We start from the raw sequence: 15,289 nt of genomic DNA, 5'->3' as shown, positions 1-15,289 counted from the left end.
GCAACCGATGCAGGCATTGTTCAAGCCCCTCGCGAAAGTAGTTCAGGAAACGATCCGCTAACGGGCATGGACCGCGCCGTGAACGGGGCAGCCGCGCCGTTCGGTGCACTCCTGGCGCGGCGGACGTGCCCGCGCCGCCGCCGGGGTGCAGAATCGAGGCCGACGAAGGAGGACTGGTGGCTCGAGCGACCCCCGGATCGGGCGGGGACTCCCGGATGGACGCTGCGCCCCTCACCGTGGCGGCCGTTGCCCGAACCCTGGGCGTGGCCGCTTCGACCCTGCGCACGTGGGACCGCCGCTACGGCCTGGGCCCCTCCGCGCACCAGGCCGGCAGCCACCGCCGGTACACGCCCGATGACGTCGCCCGCCTCCAGACGATGCGGCGCCTCACCCTGCGGGGGGTCGCGCCGGTCGACGCCGCCCGTATCGCCACCGAGTCCGGCACGGGCGACCCCCGCGACGGGGAGGACACCGGACCCGCCGAGGAGGCCGACGACGGCTCCCTCGCCCTCGACCCGCTCACCCTGGCCGCGGCCGCCGTCGAGCCGGACCTGCGGCGCGTCCACCGGATGCTCAGCCGCGCCACCCGGGAGGCCGGTGTCGTCGCCGTCTGGACCGACCTCGTGCGGCCCGCGGCGGAGATGGTCGACCAGGGCCGCCACCGCCTCGGCGAGCGGCCCGGCAGCGACCCCCACGGCGTCATGCGCCTGGGCCTCATGCAGGCGATCCGCGACCTCACCGCGTCCGGTCCGGCGCCGGTGCGGATCCTCACCGCCGTCGCCGACCGCGTGCCGGCGCACGTCATCGCCGGCGGGCTGGCGGAGGCCGGCGTGGGGGCGCTCGTCGTCCCGGCCGAGCATCTGCCCGAAGGCGCCGGAGCCCTCACCTGGCTGCCCCAGGGTGAGGCGACCGCGCTCGCGGTGATCGGCAACCCGCCGGGCGCGGAGGAGGTCGCCACCCAGGCCTCCGAGCGCGGCGACGTCGACGTCTTCCTCCTCGGCGACGACAGCCCCTCGCTGTGGCTGCCCCACGTCCACCGGGTGCGGACCGCCGCGGCGGCAGTGGCGGAGATCGCCGCCGCCGTCCGTGACTAGACCCACCTCCACCACCTGCCGCCCACGCACGTAGGATCGGGGGTGTGAGCGACTCCCACGTGACGGACCCCTTCGGCTTCACCGGCCTGACCTACGACGACGTCCTCCTGCTCCCCGGCCCCACCGACGTCATCCCCTCCGAGGTGGACACGACGGCGCGGCTGACCAAGGAGATCTCCCTGCGCGTGCCGCTGCTCTCGGCGGCCATGGACACCGTGACCGAGGCGCGCATGGCGATCGCCATGGCGCGGCAGGGCGGCATCGGCATCCTGCACCGCAACCTCTCCATCGAGGCGCAGGCGCAGCAGGTGCAGACCGTCAAGCGCTCGGAGTCGGGGATGATCACCGACCCCGTCACGGTCGGCCCGGGCGCCACGCTCGCCGAGCTCGACGCGCTGTGCGCGCGCTACCGCGTCTCCGGCCTGCCTGTCGTCGACGAGCGGGGCGTGCTGCTCGGCATCATCACCAACCGCGACACCGCCTTCATCGACCGGGCCGAGTTCGAGGGCCGCATCGTGCGGGATGTCATGACCCCGATGCCGCTCGTCACCGGCCCTGTGGGGATCAGCCGCGACGACGCCGCCTCGCTGCTCGCCCGGCACAAGATCGAGAAGCTGCCGCTCGTCGACCCCGACGGCGTGCTCCAGGGCCTCATCACCGTCAAGGACTTCGTCAAGTCCGAGCAGTACCCCCTCGCCACCAAGGACGACGAGGGCCGCCTGCGCGTCGGTGCGGCGATCGGCTTCTTCGGGGACGCGTGGGAGCGCGCGACGGCCCTCGTCGAGGCCGGCGTGGACGTCCTCGTCGCCGACACCGCCAACGGGCACGCCCGGGCGCTGCTCGAGATGGTGACGCGCCTCAAGAAGGACCCCGCGACGAGCCACGTCCAGGTCATCGGCGGCAACGTCGCCACCCGCGAGGGCGCGCAGGCACTTGTCGACGCCGGCGCGGACGCCGTCAAGGTCGGCGTGGGGCCCGGCTCGATCTGCACCACCCGCGTGGTCGCCGGGGTCGGCGTCCCGCAGGTCAGCGCCATCCACCTCGCCGCCCAGGCGTGCAAGCCGGCCGGTGTCCCGGTCATCGGCGACGGCGGCCTGCAGTACTCCGGCGACATCGCCAAGGCGCTCGTCGCCGGTGCGGACACCGTCATGCTCGGCTCGCTCCTCGCCGGCTGCGACGAGAGCCCGGGGGACCTCGTCTTCGTCAACGGCAAGCAGTACAAGCACTACCGCGGCATGGGCTCCCTCGGGGCCATGGCCTCCCGCGGCCGGGTGTCCTACTCCAAGGACCGCTACTTCCAGGCGGACGTCGACACCGACGACAAGATCGTGCCCGAGGGCATCGAGGGCCAGGTGCCCTACCGCGGTCCGCTCTCCGCGGTCGCCTACCAGCTCATCGGTGGCCTGCACCAGTCGATGTTCTACGTCGGTGCGCACGACCTCGTGCAGCTGGCGGAGAAGGGCAAGTTCGTGCGGATCACCTCCGCGGGGCTCAAGGAGTCCCACCCCCACGACGTCCAGCTCACGGTCGAGGCGCCCAACTACACCCGCTGAGACGCCGCCCGGACGTGCCGGGGGCCGGCCCATATGCTGGGAGCACTTGTCGAAGAACGAGGTGCCCCGATGCCGCTGACCCCCTCCGCACTCCTGGAGACCACCCCGACGACGCTGCTCGTCGGAGGTGCGTGGCGTGACGCGGAGGGTGACGCGACCTTCGACGTGCACGACCCGGCCACCGGCGAGGTGATCGCCGCGGTCGCGGACGCGTCGGCCGCGGACGGCGCCGCCGCGCTGGACGCCGCAGCGGCCGCCCAGCACGCCTGGGCGGCGACGCCGACGCGTGAGCGCGCGGAGATCCTGCGCCGGGCCTTCGACCTGGTGACGGAGCGCGCCGAGGAGCTCGCCACCCTCATGACGCTGGAGATGGGCAAGCCGCTCGCCGAGTCACGCGGCGAGGTCGCCTACGGCGGTGAGTTCCTCCGGTGGTTCTCCGAGGAGGCCGCGCACGTCAACGGGCGCTACCAGACGGCGCCCGAGGGCACGCTGCGCATCCTCACCACCAAGCGCCCGGTAGGCCCCTGCCTGTTCATCACCCCGTGGAACTTCCCGCTCGCGATGGCGACGCGCAAGATCGCCCCGGCGCTCGCCGCCGGCTGCACCGTCGTCCTCAAGCCGGCCGCCCTCACGCCCCTGACCGCCCTGGCCCTCGGCCGGATCCTCCTGGACGCCGGCGTCCCCGACGGCGTCGTCAACATCGTCCCGACCTCCAGCGCGCGCACCGTCACCGGCCCGCTCCTCCAGGACCGGCGGCTGCGCAAGCTCTCCTTCACCGGCTCCACCGAGGTGGGCCGGTCGCTGCTCAGGGAGGCCGCCGACAACGTGCTGCGCACCTCGATGGAGCTGGGCGGCAGCGCGCCGTTCATCGTCTTCGGCGACGCCGACCTCGACGCCGCGCTCGTCGGTGCCCGCCAGGCGAAGCTGCGCAACATGGGCGAGGCCTGCACGGCGGCCAACCGCTTCCTCGTGCACGAGGACGTCGCCGAGGAGTTCTCGCGCCGGCTCGCCGAGGACTTCGCCGGCCTCACGGTCGGTCCGGGACTCGAGGACGGCACCGACGTCGGGCCGCTCGTCTCCGCGGACCAGCGCGACGGCGTGCACGGGCTCGTGACCGCGGCCCGGGAGGCCGGGGCGCGCGTACTCACCGGCGGGGAGCCCGTCGACGGGCCGGGGTACTTCTACCGGCCCACCGTGCTCACCGACGTCGCCCCCGACAGCCCGGTGATGGTCAATGAGATCTTCGGTCCGGTCGCCCCGGTGGCGACCTTCCGCGACGAGGACGAGGCCGTCCGGCTCGCCAACGACTCCGACGTCGGGCTGGCCGCCTACGTCTTCACCGCCGACCTCTCCCGCGTGCTGCGGCTCAGCGAGCGCCTCGAGGTGGGCATGGTGGGCGTCAACACCGGTCTGGTCTCCAACGCGGCCGCCCCCTTCGGCGGGGTCAAGCACTCGGGCCTCGGCCGCGAGGGCGGTGTCGAGGGCATCGAGGAGTTCCTCGAGGCCGTCTACGTCGCGCTGCCGGTCTGACCGACGCCGTGCGCGTGGCTCGCTCCGGGATGTCGGTGGTCTCTGGCACCGTGGGGAACATCGACGACGCCGCGCGGGAGCGGGGCACCTCGGGAGGAGAGGTCATGGACACCTGGACGGCGGGTCCGTTCCTCGGCTTCGACACCGAGACCACCGGCGTCGACCCACGCCACGACCGCATCGTCACCGCGGCGCTCGTCACCCGTGACGCCCGGGGGATCCGGCAGCGCACCTGGCTCGTCGACCCCGGCGTGGAGATCCCCGAGCCCGCCAGCGCGATCCACGGCGTGACGACCGACCTTGCCCGCGCCGAGGGGGCTGCGCCGCGGGTCGCGCTCGAGGAGATCGCGGACCAGCTCGTGCGAGCCTTCGAGGGCGGCGTGCCCGTCGTCGCCTACAACGCCTGCTTCGACCTCACGCTGCTCGAGCACGAGCTCGCCCGCTGGCAGCTGCCCACTCTCGCCGAGCGGCTCGGCCGCACCCTCGGCCCGGTGCTCGACCCCCTCGTCATCGACCGCGCCCTCGACCACGAGCGAGCAGGCGCACGCAAGCTCGTCGACCTGTGCGGGCACTACCGGGTGGAGGTCCTCGAGAGCCTCCACACCGCCGAGGTCGACGTGCTCGCCACACTGCAGGTGCTCGACTGCCTGCTCGTCGCCTTCCCCGAGCTCGGTGCCCGCGACCTGGCGGACCTTCACGAGTGGCAGCGCGGGCACCACCGCGACTGGGCGGCCCGCGTCAACGCCCGCCGCGCCGCCGAGGGCCTCGACGGACCCGGGATCGACCTCGAGTGGCTCCCGACCGTGGACCGGGCCGTCGCCGGCTCCCATGTGCTGGCCTAGGTGTACTGAAGCGGCACGGCTTCTCTGCCGCTTCTATGCGGGTTGCGGCTTTTGGTTGACCGCAGCGTAGCGGGCTTGCTCGTACTGGAGCGGGGTGAGCATCCAGAGGGAGCTGTGGAGGCGTCGGTGGTGTACCAGTCGACCCAGCCGGCGGTGGCGTACTCGACGTCGGCCAGGGTCCTGTAGGGCCCGTCGTGGAAGACTGAACCGCCCCGGGTTCCATGGAGGCTCTCAATCCACGGAGGATGAGAGCTATGAGCGCACCGAGGAAGTACCCCGACGAGCTGCGTGAGCGGGCCGTGCGGCTGGTGCTCGAAGCGAAGAAGGATCCCGAGTCACGTGTGGGGGCGTGTCGGCGGGTGGGTGAGCAGCTAGCCAACCCCGAGACGCTGCGCGGCTGGGTTGCCCAGGCCGAGGTGGATGCCGGGGACCGGCCGGGCACCACGAGCAGTGATGCCCAGCGGTTGGCCGAGCTGGAACGGGAGAACCGCGAGCTGCGGCGGGCGAACGCGATCCTCAAGAGCGCCTCGGCTTTCTTCGCGGCGGAGCTCGACCGCCCACATCGGTGATCGTGAACTCTGCCGCCACCCGTAGGATCAATTCAGTCGAAGACGGCAAGAAGTACACGATCATGTCGTCGAAGAACACGCGGTGTGTTGGGGGTACGTACCGTACCGCCGCCAAGGGGCAAGGGAAGATGGACGGTGTCTCCGCGAAGTCGATGAGTTGGCAGTACAGCGGAAGCGCTCAGGTAACTTGCAAAAAGTAGGCCCGAGAGCTGAGTTGACATCGCAGGTCCAGCGGCTCCAGGGCTATCTTCTGCTCTTACTCTTCGTAACTGGCTTCTTCCTCATGACCCTGCCAGGCGTCGAGATGGCAGTATCTGGTTCTGTTCTCGCAACTGGCGCGGCGTGTATGGCCGGGCGCGGGTGGTGTGGGAAGGAGCGCCTAGCGTTCTTCGGAGTCGCGGTCATGATCGGAGTCGTGGGCGCTGGCGCCGTCATTGGCTACGCAGTCCCAGTGCCACTACTGGGGTGCGCGCTCTTCATAGCCCTCTATCGGCACAAGAAGAGCCTATGGCGGTTACGCGATTGGCCTCTGATGTTGCTGCTAATATCAGCGGCGGCGTTAGGAGTTGTCCTTTGGTACACCAGTCTAGACGGGCTGTTCCTGTCGTCCGATGTCGGGCGGATCGCGGCGATCCAGACCCCACTCTTGCAGTATGGGGTGCTCGCCGGCGCGGCGGCGGTCAATGCGGTCCACGAGGAGTTCCTCTGGCGTTACCTGTGGCTTGACCGCGTGCGCGTCGGCGCCGCTCTCCTCTCCACACAGGGGGGCGCTGCCGTTCTTGTGACTAGTGCAGCGTTCGGTGCGATCCACCTACATGCCATCCCGGGCGGTTGGCTAGGGGTTGTTCTCACCGCAGCGTTTGGAGTCGTTGCCGCGTACCTGAGGCTGCGGTCGGGTAGTTTGGCTGGGGTCATCGGCGCACACTTCATCGCTGATTGCATCTTGCTCGCGATTCTGCTCTAGGGCGACCGAGGAGGGAGTGTTTCCATGACACGCTTTGCTGCACCTGACCTGGCCGCTGCCGTCCTACAGAGGTTCGGTAGCGCTGTCCGGGCGCAGACGGACGGGACTGCTGTGGTTATCGTGCGGACGGATGGCTTCACCGTCCATGCTTCGATCGACGACGGCGTCGCCCGGGTGTCCTTCGCGGGGACCGGGGTGCTCGTCGGGGAGGACTTGGGCGGGGGTGTCGAGCCGGTGGCGGAGGTCGTCCAGGCCGTCCTCGAAGGACGCGTGATGCTGCGGGTTGCCATGCCGCGCGACGGGCGACCGGCCCTGCTCGTGGGATGCCGGGTGTGGGGCGACTGGGGCCACTACGTCACAGGGAGTGACGTCGACGCGCTCGAGGTCTGTCTCGATGGTGACGCCACCCAGGAGGAGTGACGGGTACGCCGGCACTGCTCGCCGCGTCGGCAGCCCAGCGCTGGAGAGCGTCGAGTTCGTTCCTGCGTAGCAACTCAACGGTCGGCGGGGCGGGCAGGGTCAGGCGGTGACGACGGCGCCGGACTCGATACGGACCTCGACCCGGGGGAGGGGCTCCTCGGCGGGGCCCTGGAGGACGGCGCCGTCGGCGACGGCGAAGCGCGAGCCGTGGCACGGGCAGCTGAGGTCCTCGGCCTCCCGCACGACCGTGCAGCCCTGGTGGGTGCACACGGCGCTGAGCACGACGACCTCGTCCTCGGCCACCCGCGTGACGACCACCTCGGCGCCCGCGCTCGTGCGGACACCGACCGACTCGCCGACCGGGACCTCCTCCAGGCCCACCAGGCGCTCCCCGGCCTCCGGCGGTGGCGGCGCGTCCTCCTCGCCCGAGCACGCGGCGAGCGTCAGCGCCGCCGCACCGGCGCCGGCCCAGGTGAGGACCTGCCGGCGGGAGGGACCGTGGGGGTGCGCGCAGACCATGGGCCGCAATCTACCGACCGCCGGGTAACCTGGCGTGTGTGAGCAACGAGATCGAGATCGGCCGCGGCAAGCGGGGACGACGGGCCTACTCCTTCGACGACGTCGCGGTGGTGCCCTCGCGTCGCACCCGCGACCCGCAGGACGTCTCGGTCGGCTGGCAGATCGACGCCTACTACGTCGACATCCCCGTCCTCGCGGCGCCGATGGACTCGGTGATGAGCCCGGCGACGGCGATCCTCCTCGGCAAGCTCGGCGGCATCGGCGTCCTCGACCTCGAGGGCCTGTGGACGCGCTACGAGGACCCCGAGCCCCTCTTCGAGGAGATCGCGACCCTCGAGGGCGCCGACGTCACCCGGCGCATGCAGGAGATCTACTCCCAGCCGATCGTCCCCGAGCTCATCACCCAGCGGCTCCACGAGATCCGCGCCGCCGGCGTCACCGTGGCCGGCAAGCTCTCCCCGCAGAGCACCCAGCAGCACTGGCGCACCGTCGTCGAGGCCGGTGTGGACCTCTTCGTCATCCGCGGGACCACCGTCTCCGCCGAGCACGTCTCCTCCACGGCCGAGCCGCTCAACCTCAAGCGCTTCATCTACGAGCTCGACGTGCCCGTCGTCGTCGGCGGCGCGGGCACCTACACCGCGGCGCTCCACCTCATGCGGACCGGCGCGGCCGGCGTGCTCGTCGGCTTCGGCGGCGGCGCCGCCCACACGACCCGCACCTCGCTGGGGATCCACACCCCGATGGCCACCGCCGTCGCCGACGTCGCCGCCGCGCGCCGCGACTACCTCGACGAGTCGGGCGGCCGCTACGTCCACGTCATCGCCGACGGCGGGGTGGGCCGCTCCGGCGACCTCGTCAAGGCCGTCGCGTGCGGGGCCGACGCCGTCATGCTCGGCTCCTCCCTCGCCCGCGCCCAGGAGGCGCCCGGGCGCGGCTGGCACTGGGGCTCGGAGGCCCACCACCCGCAGCTGCCGCGCGGCGAGCGCGTGCGCGTGGGCACGGTCGGCTCCCTCGAGCAGATCCTCCACGGCCCCAGCGACACGCCCGACGGCACCGTCAACCTCATCGGCGCCCTGCGTCGGGCGATGGCCACGACCGGCTACTCCGACCTCAAGGAGTTCCAGCGGGTCGAGGTCGTCGTCTCCCCCTACACGCCCAACAACAACCGGTAGGAGTTCCCATGGCAGAGCGCACCGTGACCATCGGCTCGAAGGTGGGCCTGCACGCCCGCCCGGCCTCCCTCTTCGTCAAGGCCGCCGGCGAGGCCGGCATCCCGGTGAAGATCGCCAAGGAGGGGGGCACGCCCGTCGACGCCGCCAGCATCCTCGGGGTCATGACTCTGGGCGCGAAGTACCAGGAGAACGTCGTCCTCACCGCCGAGGGCGAGCGCGCCGAGGAGGTCCTCGACTCCCTCGCCGAGCTGCTGAGCAAGGACCTGGACGAGAAGTAGGACCCACCGCAACCCGTACCCGCCAACCAAGCTTTGGAGCAGCAGTGACGCAGGACGAAGCCTTCCGCATCGAGCACGACACCATGGGGGAGGTGCGGGTCCCGCGCGGCGCCCTCTACAGCGCCCAGACGCAGCGCGCCGTGGAGAACTTCGCGATCTCCGGCACGCGCCTGTCGCGGCACCACATCGCTGCCCTCGCGCAGGTCAAGCGCGCCGCCGCGCTCGCCAACGCCGAGCTCGGGGTCCTCGAGGAGGACCTCGCGCGGGCCATCGCCGAGGCCGCCGAGCAGGTCATCGCCGGCGAGCACGACGAGCACTTCCCGGTCGACGTCTTCCAGACCGGCTCGGGAACGTCGTCGAACATGAACACCAACGAGGTCGTCGCGAACATCGCGAGCACGCTGCTCGGGCGCAGCGTCCACCCCAACGACCACGTCAACGCCTCGCAGTCCTCCAACGACGTCTTCCCGTCCTCGATCCACATCGCCGCCACGGCCGCCGTCGTCCACGACCTGCTGCCCGCGCTCGACACCCTCGCCGGGTCCCTGGAGCGCAAGGCCGAGGAGCTCGCCGACGTCGTCAAGTCCGGCCGCACCCACCTCATGGACGCCACGCCGGTGACCATGGGCCAGGAGTTCGCCGGCTACGCCACCCAGCTGCGCTACGGCATCGCCCGGGTCGAGGCCGCCCTGCCGCGGCTGGCCGAGCTCGCCCTCGGGGGCACCGCCGTCGGGACGGGGATCAACACGCCGGCCGGCTTCGCGCCGTCGGCCATCGCGAAGATCGCCGAGAACACCGGCCTGCCCCTCACCGAGGCGACCAACCACTTCGAGGCGCAGAGCGCCCAGGACAGCGCGGTCGAGATGTCGGGCGCGCTGCGCACCGTGGCCGTCTCGCTCGTCAAGATCTGCAACGACCTGCGGTGGATGGGCTCGGGCCCCAACACCGGGCTCGGTGAGATCGCCATCCCCGACCTCCAGCCGGGCTCCTCGATCATGCCCGGGAAGGTGAACCCGGTGATCCCCGAGGCCACGCTCATGGTGTGTGCGCAGGTCATCGGCAACGACGCGACGATCGCCTTCGCCGGCGCCTCGGGCTCCTTCGAGCTCAACGTCATGCTGCCGGTCATCGCGCGCAACCTCCTCGAGTCGATCACCCTGCTCGCCAACGCGAGCGTCGCGCTCGCCACCCGCACGGTCGACGGCATCACCGCGAACGTCGAGCGGGCCCGGGCCCTGGCGGAGTCCTCCCCGTCCATCGTCACGCCCCTCAACCGGGTCATCGGCTACGAGGCCGCCGCGGCGATCGCCAAGCACGCCGTGAAGAACGGCACGACGATCCGCGAGTCCGTCGAGGAGCTGGGCTACGTCGAGCGCGGGGAGATCACGCCCGAGCAGCTCGACGCGGCCCTCGACGTCGTCTCGATGACCCGCCCGAGCTGATGGCCGCCACCCGCACCGAGGAGGACCTCCTCGGTCAGCGCGAGATCCCCGACGACGTCTACTGGGGTGTCCACACGCTGCGCGCGGTGGAGAACTTCGCCCTGTCCGGCACCCGGGTGCGCGACCTGCCCGACCTCGTGCGCGGGATGGTCCTGGTCAAGAAGGCGTCGGCGCTCACCAACCGGGACCTGCGCACCCTGCCGGTGGACATCGCCGACGCCATCATCGGGGCCTGCGACGAGATGCTCGAGACCGGGCGCTGCCTGGACCAGTTCCCCGTGGACGTGTACCAGGGCGGGGCCGGGACCTCGGTCAACATGAACGTCAACGAGGTCATCGCCAACCTCGCCCTCGAGCGGCTCGGCCTGCCCAAGGGGCGCTACGACGTCGTCCACCCCAACGACCACGTCAACAAGAGCCAGTCGACCAACGACGCCTACCCGACGGGCCTGCGCATCGCGACCCACCAGGCCGTCGAGCGGCTCAAGGCGCGGCTGGAGGCGCTCGCGGGCACCTTCGGCCGCAAGGGGCACGAGTTCTCCCGCGTGCTCAAGATGGGCCGCACCCAGCTGCAGGACGCCGTGCCGATGACGCTGGGCCAGGAGTTCAGCGCCTTCGCCGCGCTCCTCAGCGAGGAGCTGCTCAACCTCTCCCGCCAGCAGGCGCTGCTCCTCGAGGTCAACCTCGGGGCGACGGCGATCGGGACCGGGCTCAACACCCCGCCCGGGTACACGGTGCGGGCCGTCGCCCACCTCGCCGAGGTCACCGGCCTGCCGGTCGTGCGCTCGGAGAACCTCATCGAGGCGACGTCCGACGCCGGCGCCTACGTGTCGATGCACGCCGCGCTCAAGCGGGTGGCGGTCAAGCTCGACAAGATCTGCAACGACCTGCGGCTGCTGTCCTCCGGTCCGCGCGCCGGGCTGGGGGAGATCAACCTGCCCGAGATGCAGGCCGGGTCCTCGATCATGCCGGCGAAGGTCAACCCGGTCATCCCCGAGGTCGTCAACCAGGTCTGCTTCAGCGTCATGGGCAACGACACGACCGTGACGATGGCGGCGGCCGCCGGCCAGCTCCAGCTCAACGTCATGGAGCCGGTCATCGCGACGGCGCTCTTCGAGTCGATCTCGCTGCTCACCCGCGCCTGCGACACCCTCGACCGGCGCTGCGTATCCGGCATCACCGCCAACGAGGAGGTGTGCCGCCGCAACGTCATGAGCTCGATCGGGCTGGTCACCTTCCTCAACCCGATCATCGGGCACCACAACGGGGACCGGGTGGGCCGCGAGGCCGCCCGCAGCGGGCGCGGCGTGCGCGAGATCGTCCTGGAGTGGGGGCTGCTCACCGAGGCGGAGGTCGACGACGTCCTCTCGGTGGAGAACCTCATGCGCCCGCGCTACCGCGGCACCTTCTACGGCGAGGACCCCGCGGTCATCGCCCCGACGGCCGACGAGGTCGGCAGCGACGAGGAGTCGACCGAAGGCGGGGAGCTCGAGGAGGAGTCGACGGCGGACCGCTGAGGCGTCCCGTCCACCCTGCCGAGTACGCACGTCCGGTCACCGGCGAGCCCGTGCTGGGCCGTCCAGGTGACCGAACGTGCGTCCTCGACGAGGAGGGCGGAGAGGAGGGGCGGGTCAGACGAGGTCGACGACCTGGCGGGCGATCTCCTGCTCCTCGCGGGTGGGGACGACGAGGACCGTCACCCGGGAGCGGTCGGTGGAGATGACCTTCGGCTCGCTCATGCGGCCGGCGTTGCGCGCGGGGTCGAGCTCGATGCCGAGGAACTCCAGCCCGCTCAGCGCCTCGGCGCGCACGATGTCGTCGTTCTCCCCGATCCCGGCGGTGAAGGACAGGACGTCCAGGCCGCCCATGACGGCGGCGTAGCCGCCGACGTACTTGCGCAGCCGGTGGGCGTAGACGTCGAGCGCGAGCCGGGCCCCGGCGTCGCCGGCCGCGACGAGCTCGTGGACCTCACGCATGTCGTTCTTGCCCGACAGGCCCTTGAGACCCGAGCGCCGGTTGAACAGGTCGTCGATCTCGTCGATCGTGAAGCCCGCGTTGCGGCTGAGGTGGAAGATGACGGCCGGGTCGATGTCACCGGTGCGGGTACCCATGACCAGGCCCTCCAGCGGCGTCATTCCCATCGAGGTGTCCACGGCGCGCCCACCCGCGACGGCGGAGGCCGAGGCCCCGTTGCCGAGGTGGAGGACCACCTGGCGCAACTCCTCCAGCGGTCGGCCGACGACGGTCGCGGCCGTGCGGGAGACGTACTGGTGGGAGGTGCCGTGGGCGCCGTAGCGGCGCACCCGGTAGCGCTTGGCCACCTCCCGGTCCAGGGCGTAGGTCGCGGCGGCGTCGGGCAGGTCGGAGAAGAACGCGGTGTCGAAGACCGCGACGTGCGGGACGTCGGGGAGCAGCTCGCGCGCCACCTGGATCCCACGCAGGTTCGGGGGGTTGTGGAGCGGGGCGAGCGGGATGAGCTCCTCGATGTCGGCGAGGACGTGGTCGTCGACAAGGGCCGGCCCGGAGTAGCGGGCCCCGCCCTGGACCACGCGGTGCCCCACGGCGACGATCCCGGCGGCGCCCAGGTCCGGGCCCACCTCGGCGAAGAGCTCCAGGACCCGACGCAGGCCCGCGCCGTGGTCGGGGACCGGCTCGGTGAGCCGCGTGTCGACGCCCTCGAAGGTGTGCCGCAGCAGGCCCGCGTCCTCCCCGATGCGCTCGACGAGCCCGGAGGCGACGACGACGCCCTCCTCCGGCTCGATCAGCTGGTACTTGATCGAGGACGAGCCCGAGTTGATGACAAGGACGGTGCTGCTCACTGCTGCTCCTCGCTGGCCTGCGCCTGGATGGCGGTGATGGCCACGGTGTTGACGATGTCCTGGACCAGGGCGCCCCGCGAGAGGTCGTTGACCGGCTTGTTGAGGCCCTGGAGGACCGGCCCGATCGCCACCGCGCCGGCCGAGCGCTGCACGGCCTTGTAGGTGTTGTTGCCCGTGTTGAGGTCGGGGAAGACGAAGACGGTGGCCTTGCCCGCGACCTCGGACTCCGGCAGCTTCGTCTGCGCGACGGAGGCGTCCACGGCGGCGTCGTACTGGATGGGACCCTCGACGAAGAGGTCGGGCCGACGCTCGCGGACGAGCTCGGTGGCCGCGCGCACCTTGTCGACGTCCGCGCCGCTGCCCGAGGTGCCCGTGGAGTAGGACAGCATCGCGATGCGCGGGTCGATGCCGAAATGGGCGGAGGTCTCGGCGGAGGAGATCGCGATGTCGGCGAGCTGCTCGGCGTCGGGGTCGGGGTTGACGGCGCAGTCGCCGTAGACGAGCACCCGGTCGGCCAGGCACATGAGGAAGACCGAGGACACGATCGATGTGCCCGGCCGCGTCTTGATGATCTCGAAGGAGGGCTTGATGGTGTGCGCGGTCGTGTGCTGGGCACCGGAGACCATGCCGTCCGCGTAGCCGAGGTGGACCATCATCGTGCCGAAGTACGAGACGCTCGGGAGGACCTCCAGCGCCCGCTCCACCGTCATGCCGCGGTGGGCGCGCAGGCGGGTGTACTCCTCGGCGAAGGGCTGCAGCCACTCGCTCGTGCGCGGGTCGACGATCTGGGCAGCGTCGATGTCCAGGCCCAGGTCGCTGGCCCGGTCGCGCACGGCGCTCTCGTTGCCGAGGAGCGTGAGGTCGGCGACGCCGCGGGAGAGCAGCGTGCTCGCCGCCCGCAGGATGCGGTCGTCGGTGCCCTCGGGCAGGACGATGTGCTTGCGGTCCCCGCGCGCACGCTCGAGGAGCTCGGACTCGAACATGAGCGGGGTGACGACCGAGCTGCGCGGCACGTCGAGGGCCGCGAGGACGGCCTCGCCGTCGACGTTCCGCTCGAAGGCGCTGAGCGCGAGGTCCCGCTTGCGCTGGCTGCCGCGGGAGATGAGGCCCCGGGTGGTCGAGGCGATCCGCGCCGACTCGTAGGTGTTGTGCTCGGTGGTGACGATCGGCAGCGAGCGGCCCAGGCCCTCGACGAGCGTGCGGACCTCGGCGTTGGGCTCGTAACCGCCGTTGAGGACGATCCCGGCGAGGGAGGGGAAGTTCTGGGAGGCGTGCGCGGCGGCGAGCGCGATGAGCACCTCGGAGCGGTCCCCGGCCGCGATCGCGAGCTGGCCCTCCTTGAGCCGCTCGAGGATGTGCTCGACGTTCATCCCGCACACGAGGATCGACTCCGCCTCGCGGGTGAGGAGGTCCTCGTCGCCGGCGATGACGGTGCCGTCCAGCGCCTCGACGAGGTCGGCGATGGTCGCGGCCGACAGGAGCGGGATCTCGGGGAAGGTCCACACGGGCACGTCGAGGACGGCGACGGCGTCGCGTACCTCCTCGATGCGCTCCGTCTCGCAGCGGTTGACGGCGACGGCGGCGACGGTCGCGTGGTCCGAGCGCAGCTCGGCGGCGGCGATGTCGACGACCTGCTGGATCTCCTCGGTCGTGCGGCCCAGGGCGCTCACGGTGAGGAGGACCGGGGCCCCGAGGTTCGCGGCGGCGCGCCCGTTGAAGGAGAGCTCGGCCGGGCCGGCGACGTCGGTGTAGTCCGAGCCGACGATGACGACGATGTCGCTGCGCTGCTCGACGGCGTGGAAGCGCTCGACGATCCGCGTGAGGGCCGCCGTCTCGTCGGCGTGGACGTCGTCGTAGGTGACACCGACGCAGTCCTCGTAGGCGAGGTCGACGCCGTCGTGGGACAGGAGCAGCTCCAGGACGTTGTCGGGCTCGTCGCCGGCGTGGACCACCGGCCGGAAGATGCCCACACGCTCGACCCGCCTCACGAACAGGTCGACCAGACCCAGCGCGATGGTCGACTTCCCGGTGTCACCCTCCGGTGAGGCGATGTAGATGCTGCGCGCCACGACGTCTCCTCTCAGTGC

Annotated in this window: 13 protein-coding genes and 2 pseudogenes; 11 read left to right on the top strand and 4 right to left on the bottom strand. The window is 71.5% G+C overall.

Annotation, left to right across the window (positions count from 1 at the left end):
• The first annotated feature begins 176 nt into the window (after positions 1-176).
• The 4 genes from ACWPXV_RS11930 to ACWPXV_RS11915 all read left to right on the top strand — a co-directional run bounded on the left by ACWPXV_RS11930 (position 177) and on the right by ACWPXV_RS11915 (position 5,019).
• A complete protein-coding gene (locus ACWPXV_RS11930) occupies positions 177-1,094 on the top strand; it encodes a MerR family transcriptional regulator (protein WP_454085434.1) in 918 nt (305 codons plus the stop codon).
• Positions 1,095-1,129: 35 nt separating this feature from the next.
• Positions 1,130-2,647, top strand: a complete 1,518-nt coding sequence (guaB, locus tag ACWPXV_RS11925) for an IMP dehydrogenase (protein ID WP_454085499.1) — start codon at positions 1,130-1,132, stop codon at positions 2,645-2,647.
• Positions 2,648-2,716: 69 nt separating this feature from the next.
• Positions 2,717-4,177, top strand: coding sequence for an NAD-dependent succinate-semialdehyde dehydrogenase (locus ACWPXV_RS11920; RefSeq protein ID WP_454085433.1), 1,461 nt, complete (start codon positions 2,717-2,719; stop codon positions 4,175-4,177).
• Positions 4,178-4,281: 104 nt separating this feature from the next.
• Complete coding sequence (locus ACWPXV_RS11915; RefSeq protein ID WP_454085432.1) at positions 4,282-5,019, top strand: exonuclease domain-containing protein; 738 nt, start codon at positions 4,282-4,284, stop codon at positions 5,017-5,019.
• 33 nt (positions 5,020-5,052) lie between these two features.
• Here the strand turns inward: ACWPXV_RS11915 and ACWPXV_RS11910 are convergent.
• Positions 5,053-5,225 (bottom strand): annotated as a pseudogene (locus tag ACWPXV_RS11910) (integrase core domain-containing protein); the annotation flags it as partial.
• 15 nt (positions 5,226-5,240) lie between these two features.
• On the opposite strand from ACWPXV_RS11910, the pseudogene ACWPXV_RS11905 reads away from it, so the two are divergent.
• From ACWPXV_RS11905 to ACWPXV_RS11895, 3 genes and pseudogenes are all read left to right on the top strand, one after another.
• Positions 5,241-5,590, top strand: a pseudogene (locus tag ACWPXV_RS11905) (transposase); the annotation flags it as partial.
• A 212-nt stretch (positions 5,591-5,802) separates the two neighbouring features.
• On the top strand, positions 5,803-6,552 hold the full coding sequence (locus ACWPXV_RS11900) for a CPBP family intramembrane glutamic endopeptidase (protein WP_454085431.1): 750 nt from the start codon (positions 5,803-5,805) through the stop codon (positions 6,550-6,552).
• Between the two features lie 24 nt (positions 6,553-6,576).
• Positions 6,577-6,972 (top strand): hypothetical protein, encoded by a 396-nt coding sequence (locus ACWPXV_RS11895; protein ID WP_454085430.1) that lies wholly within the window; start codon positions 6,577-6,579, stop codon positions 6,970-6,972.
• 99 nt (positions 6,973-7,071) lie between these two features.
• Here ACWPXV_RS11895 and ACWPXV_RS11890 read toward each other — a convergent pair whose 3' ends face one another.
• Positions 7,072-7,491, bottom strand: coding sequence for a QcrA and Rieske domain-containing protein (locus ACWPXV_RS11890; protein ID WP_454085429.1), 420 nt, complete (start codon positions 7,489-7,491; stop codon positions 7,072-7,074).
• A gap of 38 nt (positions 7,492-7,529) precedes the next feature.
• Between ACWPXV_RS11890 and ACWPXV_RS11885 the strand changes: the two genes are divergently transcribed.
• From ACWPXV_RS11885 to aspA, 4 genes are read left to right on the top strand one after another with little or no spacing between them, the layout of a single operon-like run.
• Positions 7,530-8,663: a GuaB3 family IMP dehydrogenase-related protein gene (locus ACWPXV_RS11885; RefSeq protein ID WP_454085428.1), complete on the top strand. Its 1,134-nt coding sequence runs from the start codon at positions 7,530-7,532 to the stop codon at positions 8,661-8,663.
• Positions 8,664-8,671: 8 nt separating this feature from the next.
• Positions 8,672-8,941 carry an HPr family phosphocarrier protein gene (locus tag ACWPXV_RS11880; protein ID WP_110851875.1) on the top strand — a complete coding sequence of 90 codons (270 nt, stop codon included), beginning with the start codon at positions 8,672-8,674 and terminating at the stop codon, positions 8,939-8,941.
• Positions 8,942-8,985: 44 nt separating this feature from the next.
• Positions 8,986-10,383 (top strand): class II fumarate hydratase, encoded by a 1,398-nt coding sequence (locus ACWPXV_RS11875; RefSeq protein WP_454085427.1) that lies wholly within the window; start codon positions 8,986-8,988, stop codon positions 10,381-10,383.
• Positions 10,383-11,900, top strand: a complete 1,518-nt coding sequence (gene aspA / locus ACWPXV_RS11870; RefSeq protein WP_454085426.1) for an aspartate ammonia-lyase — start codon at positions 10,383-10,385, stop codon at positions 11,898-11,900. Before ACWPXV_RS11875 ends, aspA begins: the two co-directional genes overlap by 1 nt.
• A gap of 114 nt (positions 11,901-12,014) precedes the next feature.
• Here the strand turns inward: aspA and ACWPXV_RS11865 are convergent, their stop codons facing one another.
• Positions 12,015-13,202, bottom strand: a complete 1,188-nt coding sequence (locus tag ACWPXV_RS11865) for an acetate/propionate family kinase (RefSeq protein WP_454085425.1) — start codon at positions 13,200-13,202, stop codon at positions 12,015-12,017.
• Entirely contained in the window at positions 13,199-15,271 is a 2,073-nt protein-coding gene (gene pta, locus ACWPXV_RS11860) for a phosphate acetyltransferase (RefSeq protein ID WP_454085424.1), read from the bottom strand. The genes ACWPXV_RS11865 and pta overlap by 4 nt, the downstream gene beginning before the upstream one ends.
• Positions 15,272-15,289 lie beyond the last annotated feature (18 nt).

Source organism: Georgenia sp. Marseille-Q6866, assembly GCF_965111665.1.
This window is presented reverse-complemented; position numbering and strand designations above follow the sequence as displayed.

Bases quoted from the DNA above. Each gene is read 5' to 3' on its own strand.
- ACWPXV_RS11890 (WP_454085429.1), bottom strand. From the start codon at position 7,491: ATGGTCTGCGCGCACCCCCACGGTCCCTCCCGCCGGCAGGTCCTCACC.
- ACWPXV_RS11915 (WP_454085432.1), top strand. From the start codon at position 4,282: ATGGACACCTGGACGGCGGGTCCGTTCCTCGGCTTCGACACCGAGACC.
- ACWPXV_RS11920 (WP_454085433.1), top strand. From the start codon at position 2,717: ATGCCGCTGACCCCCTCCGCACTCCTGGAGACCACCCCGACGACGCTG.
- ACWPXV_RS11895 (WP_454085430.1), top strand. From the start codon at position 6,577: ATGACACGCTTTGCTGCACCTGACCTGGCCGCTGCCGTCCTACAGAGG.
- ACWPXV_RS11880 (WP_110851875.1), top strand. From the start codon at position 8,672: ATGGCAGAGCGCACCGTGACCATCGGCTCGAAGGTGGGCCTGCACGCC.
- aspA (WP_454085426.1), top strand. From the start codon at position 10,383: ATGGCCGCCACCCGCACCGAGGAGGACCTCCTCGGTCAGCGCGAGATC.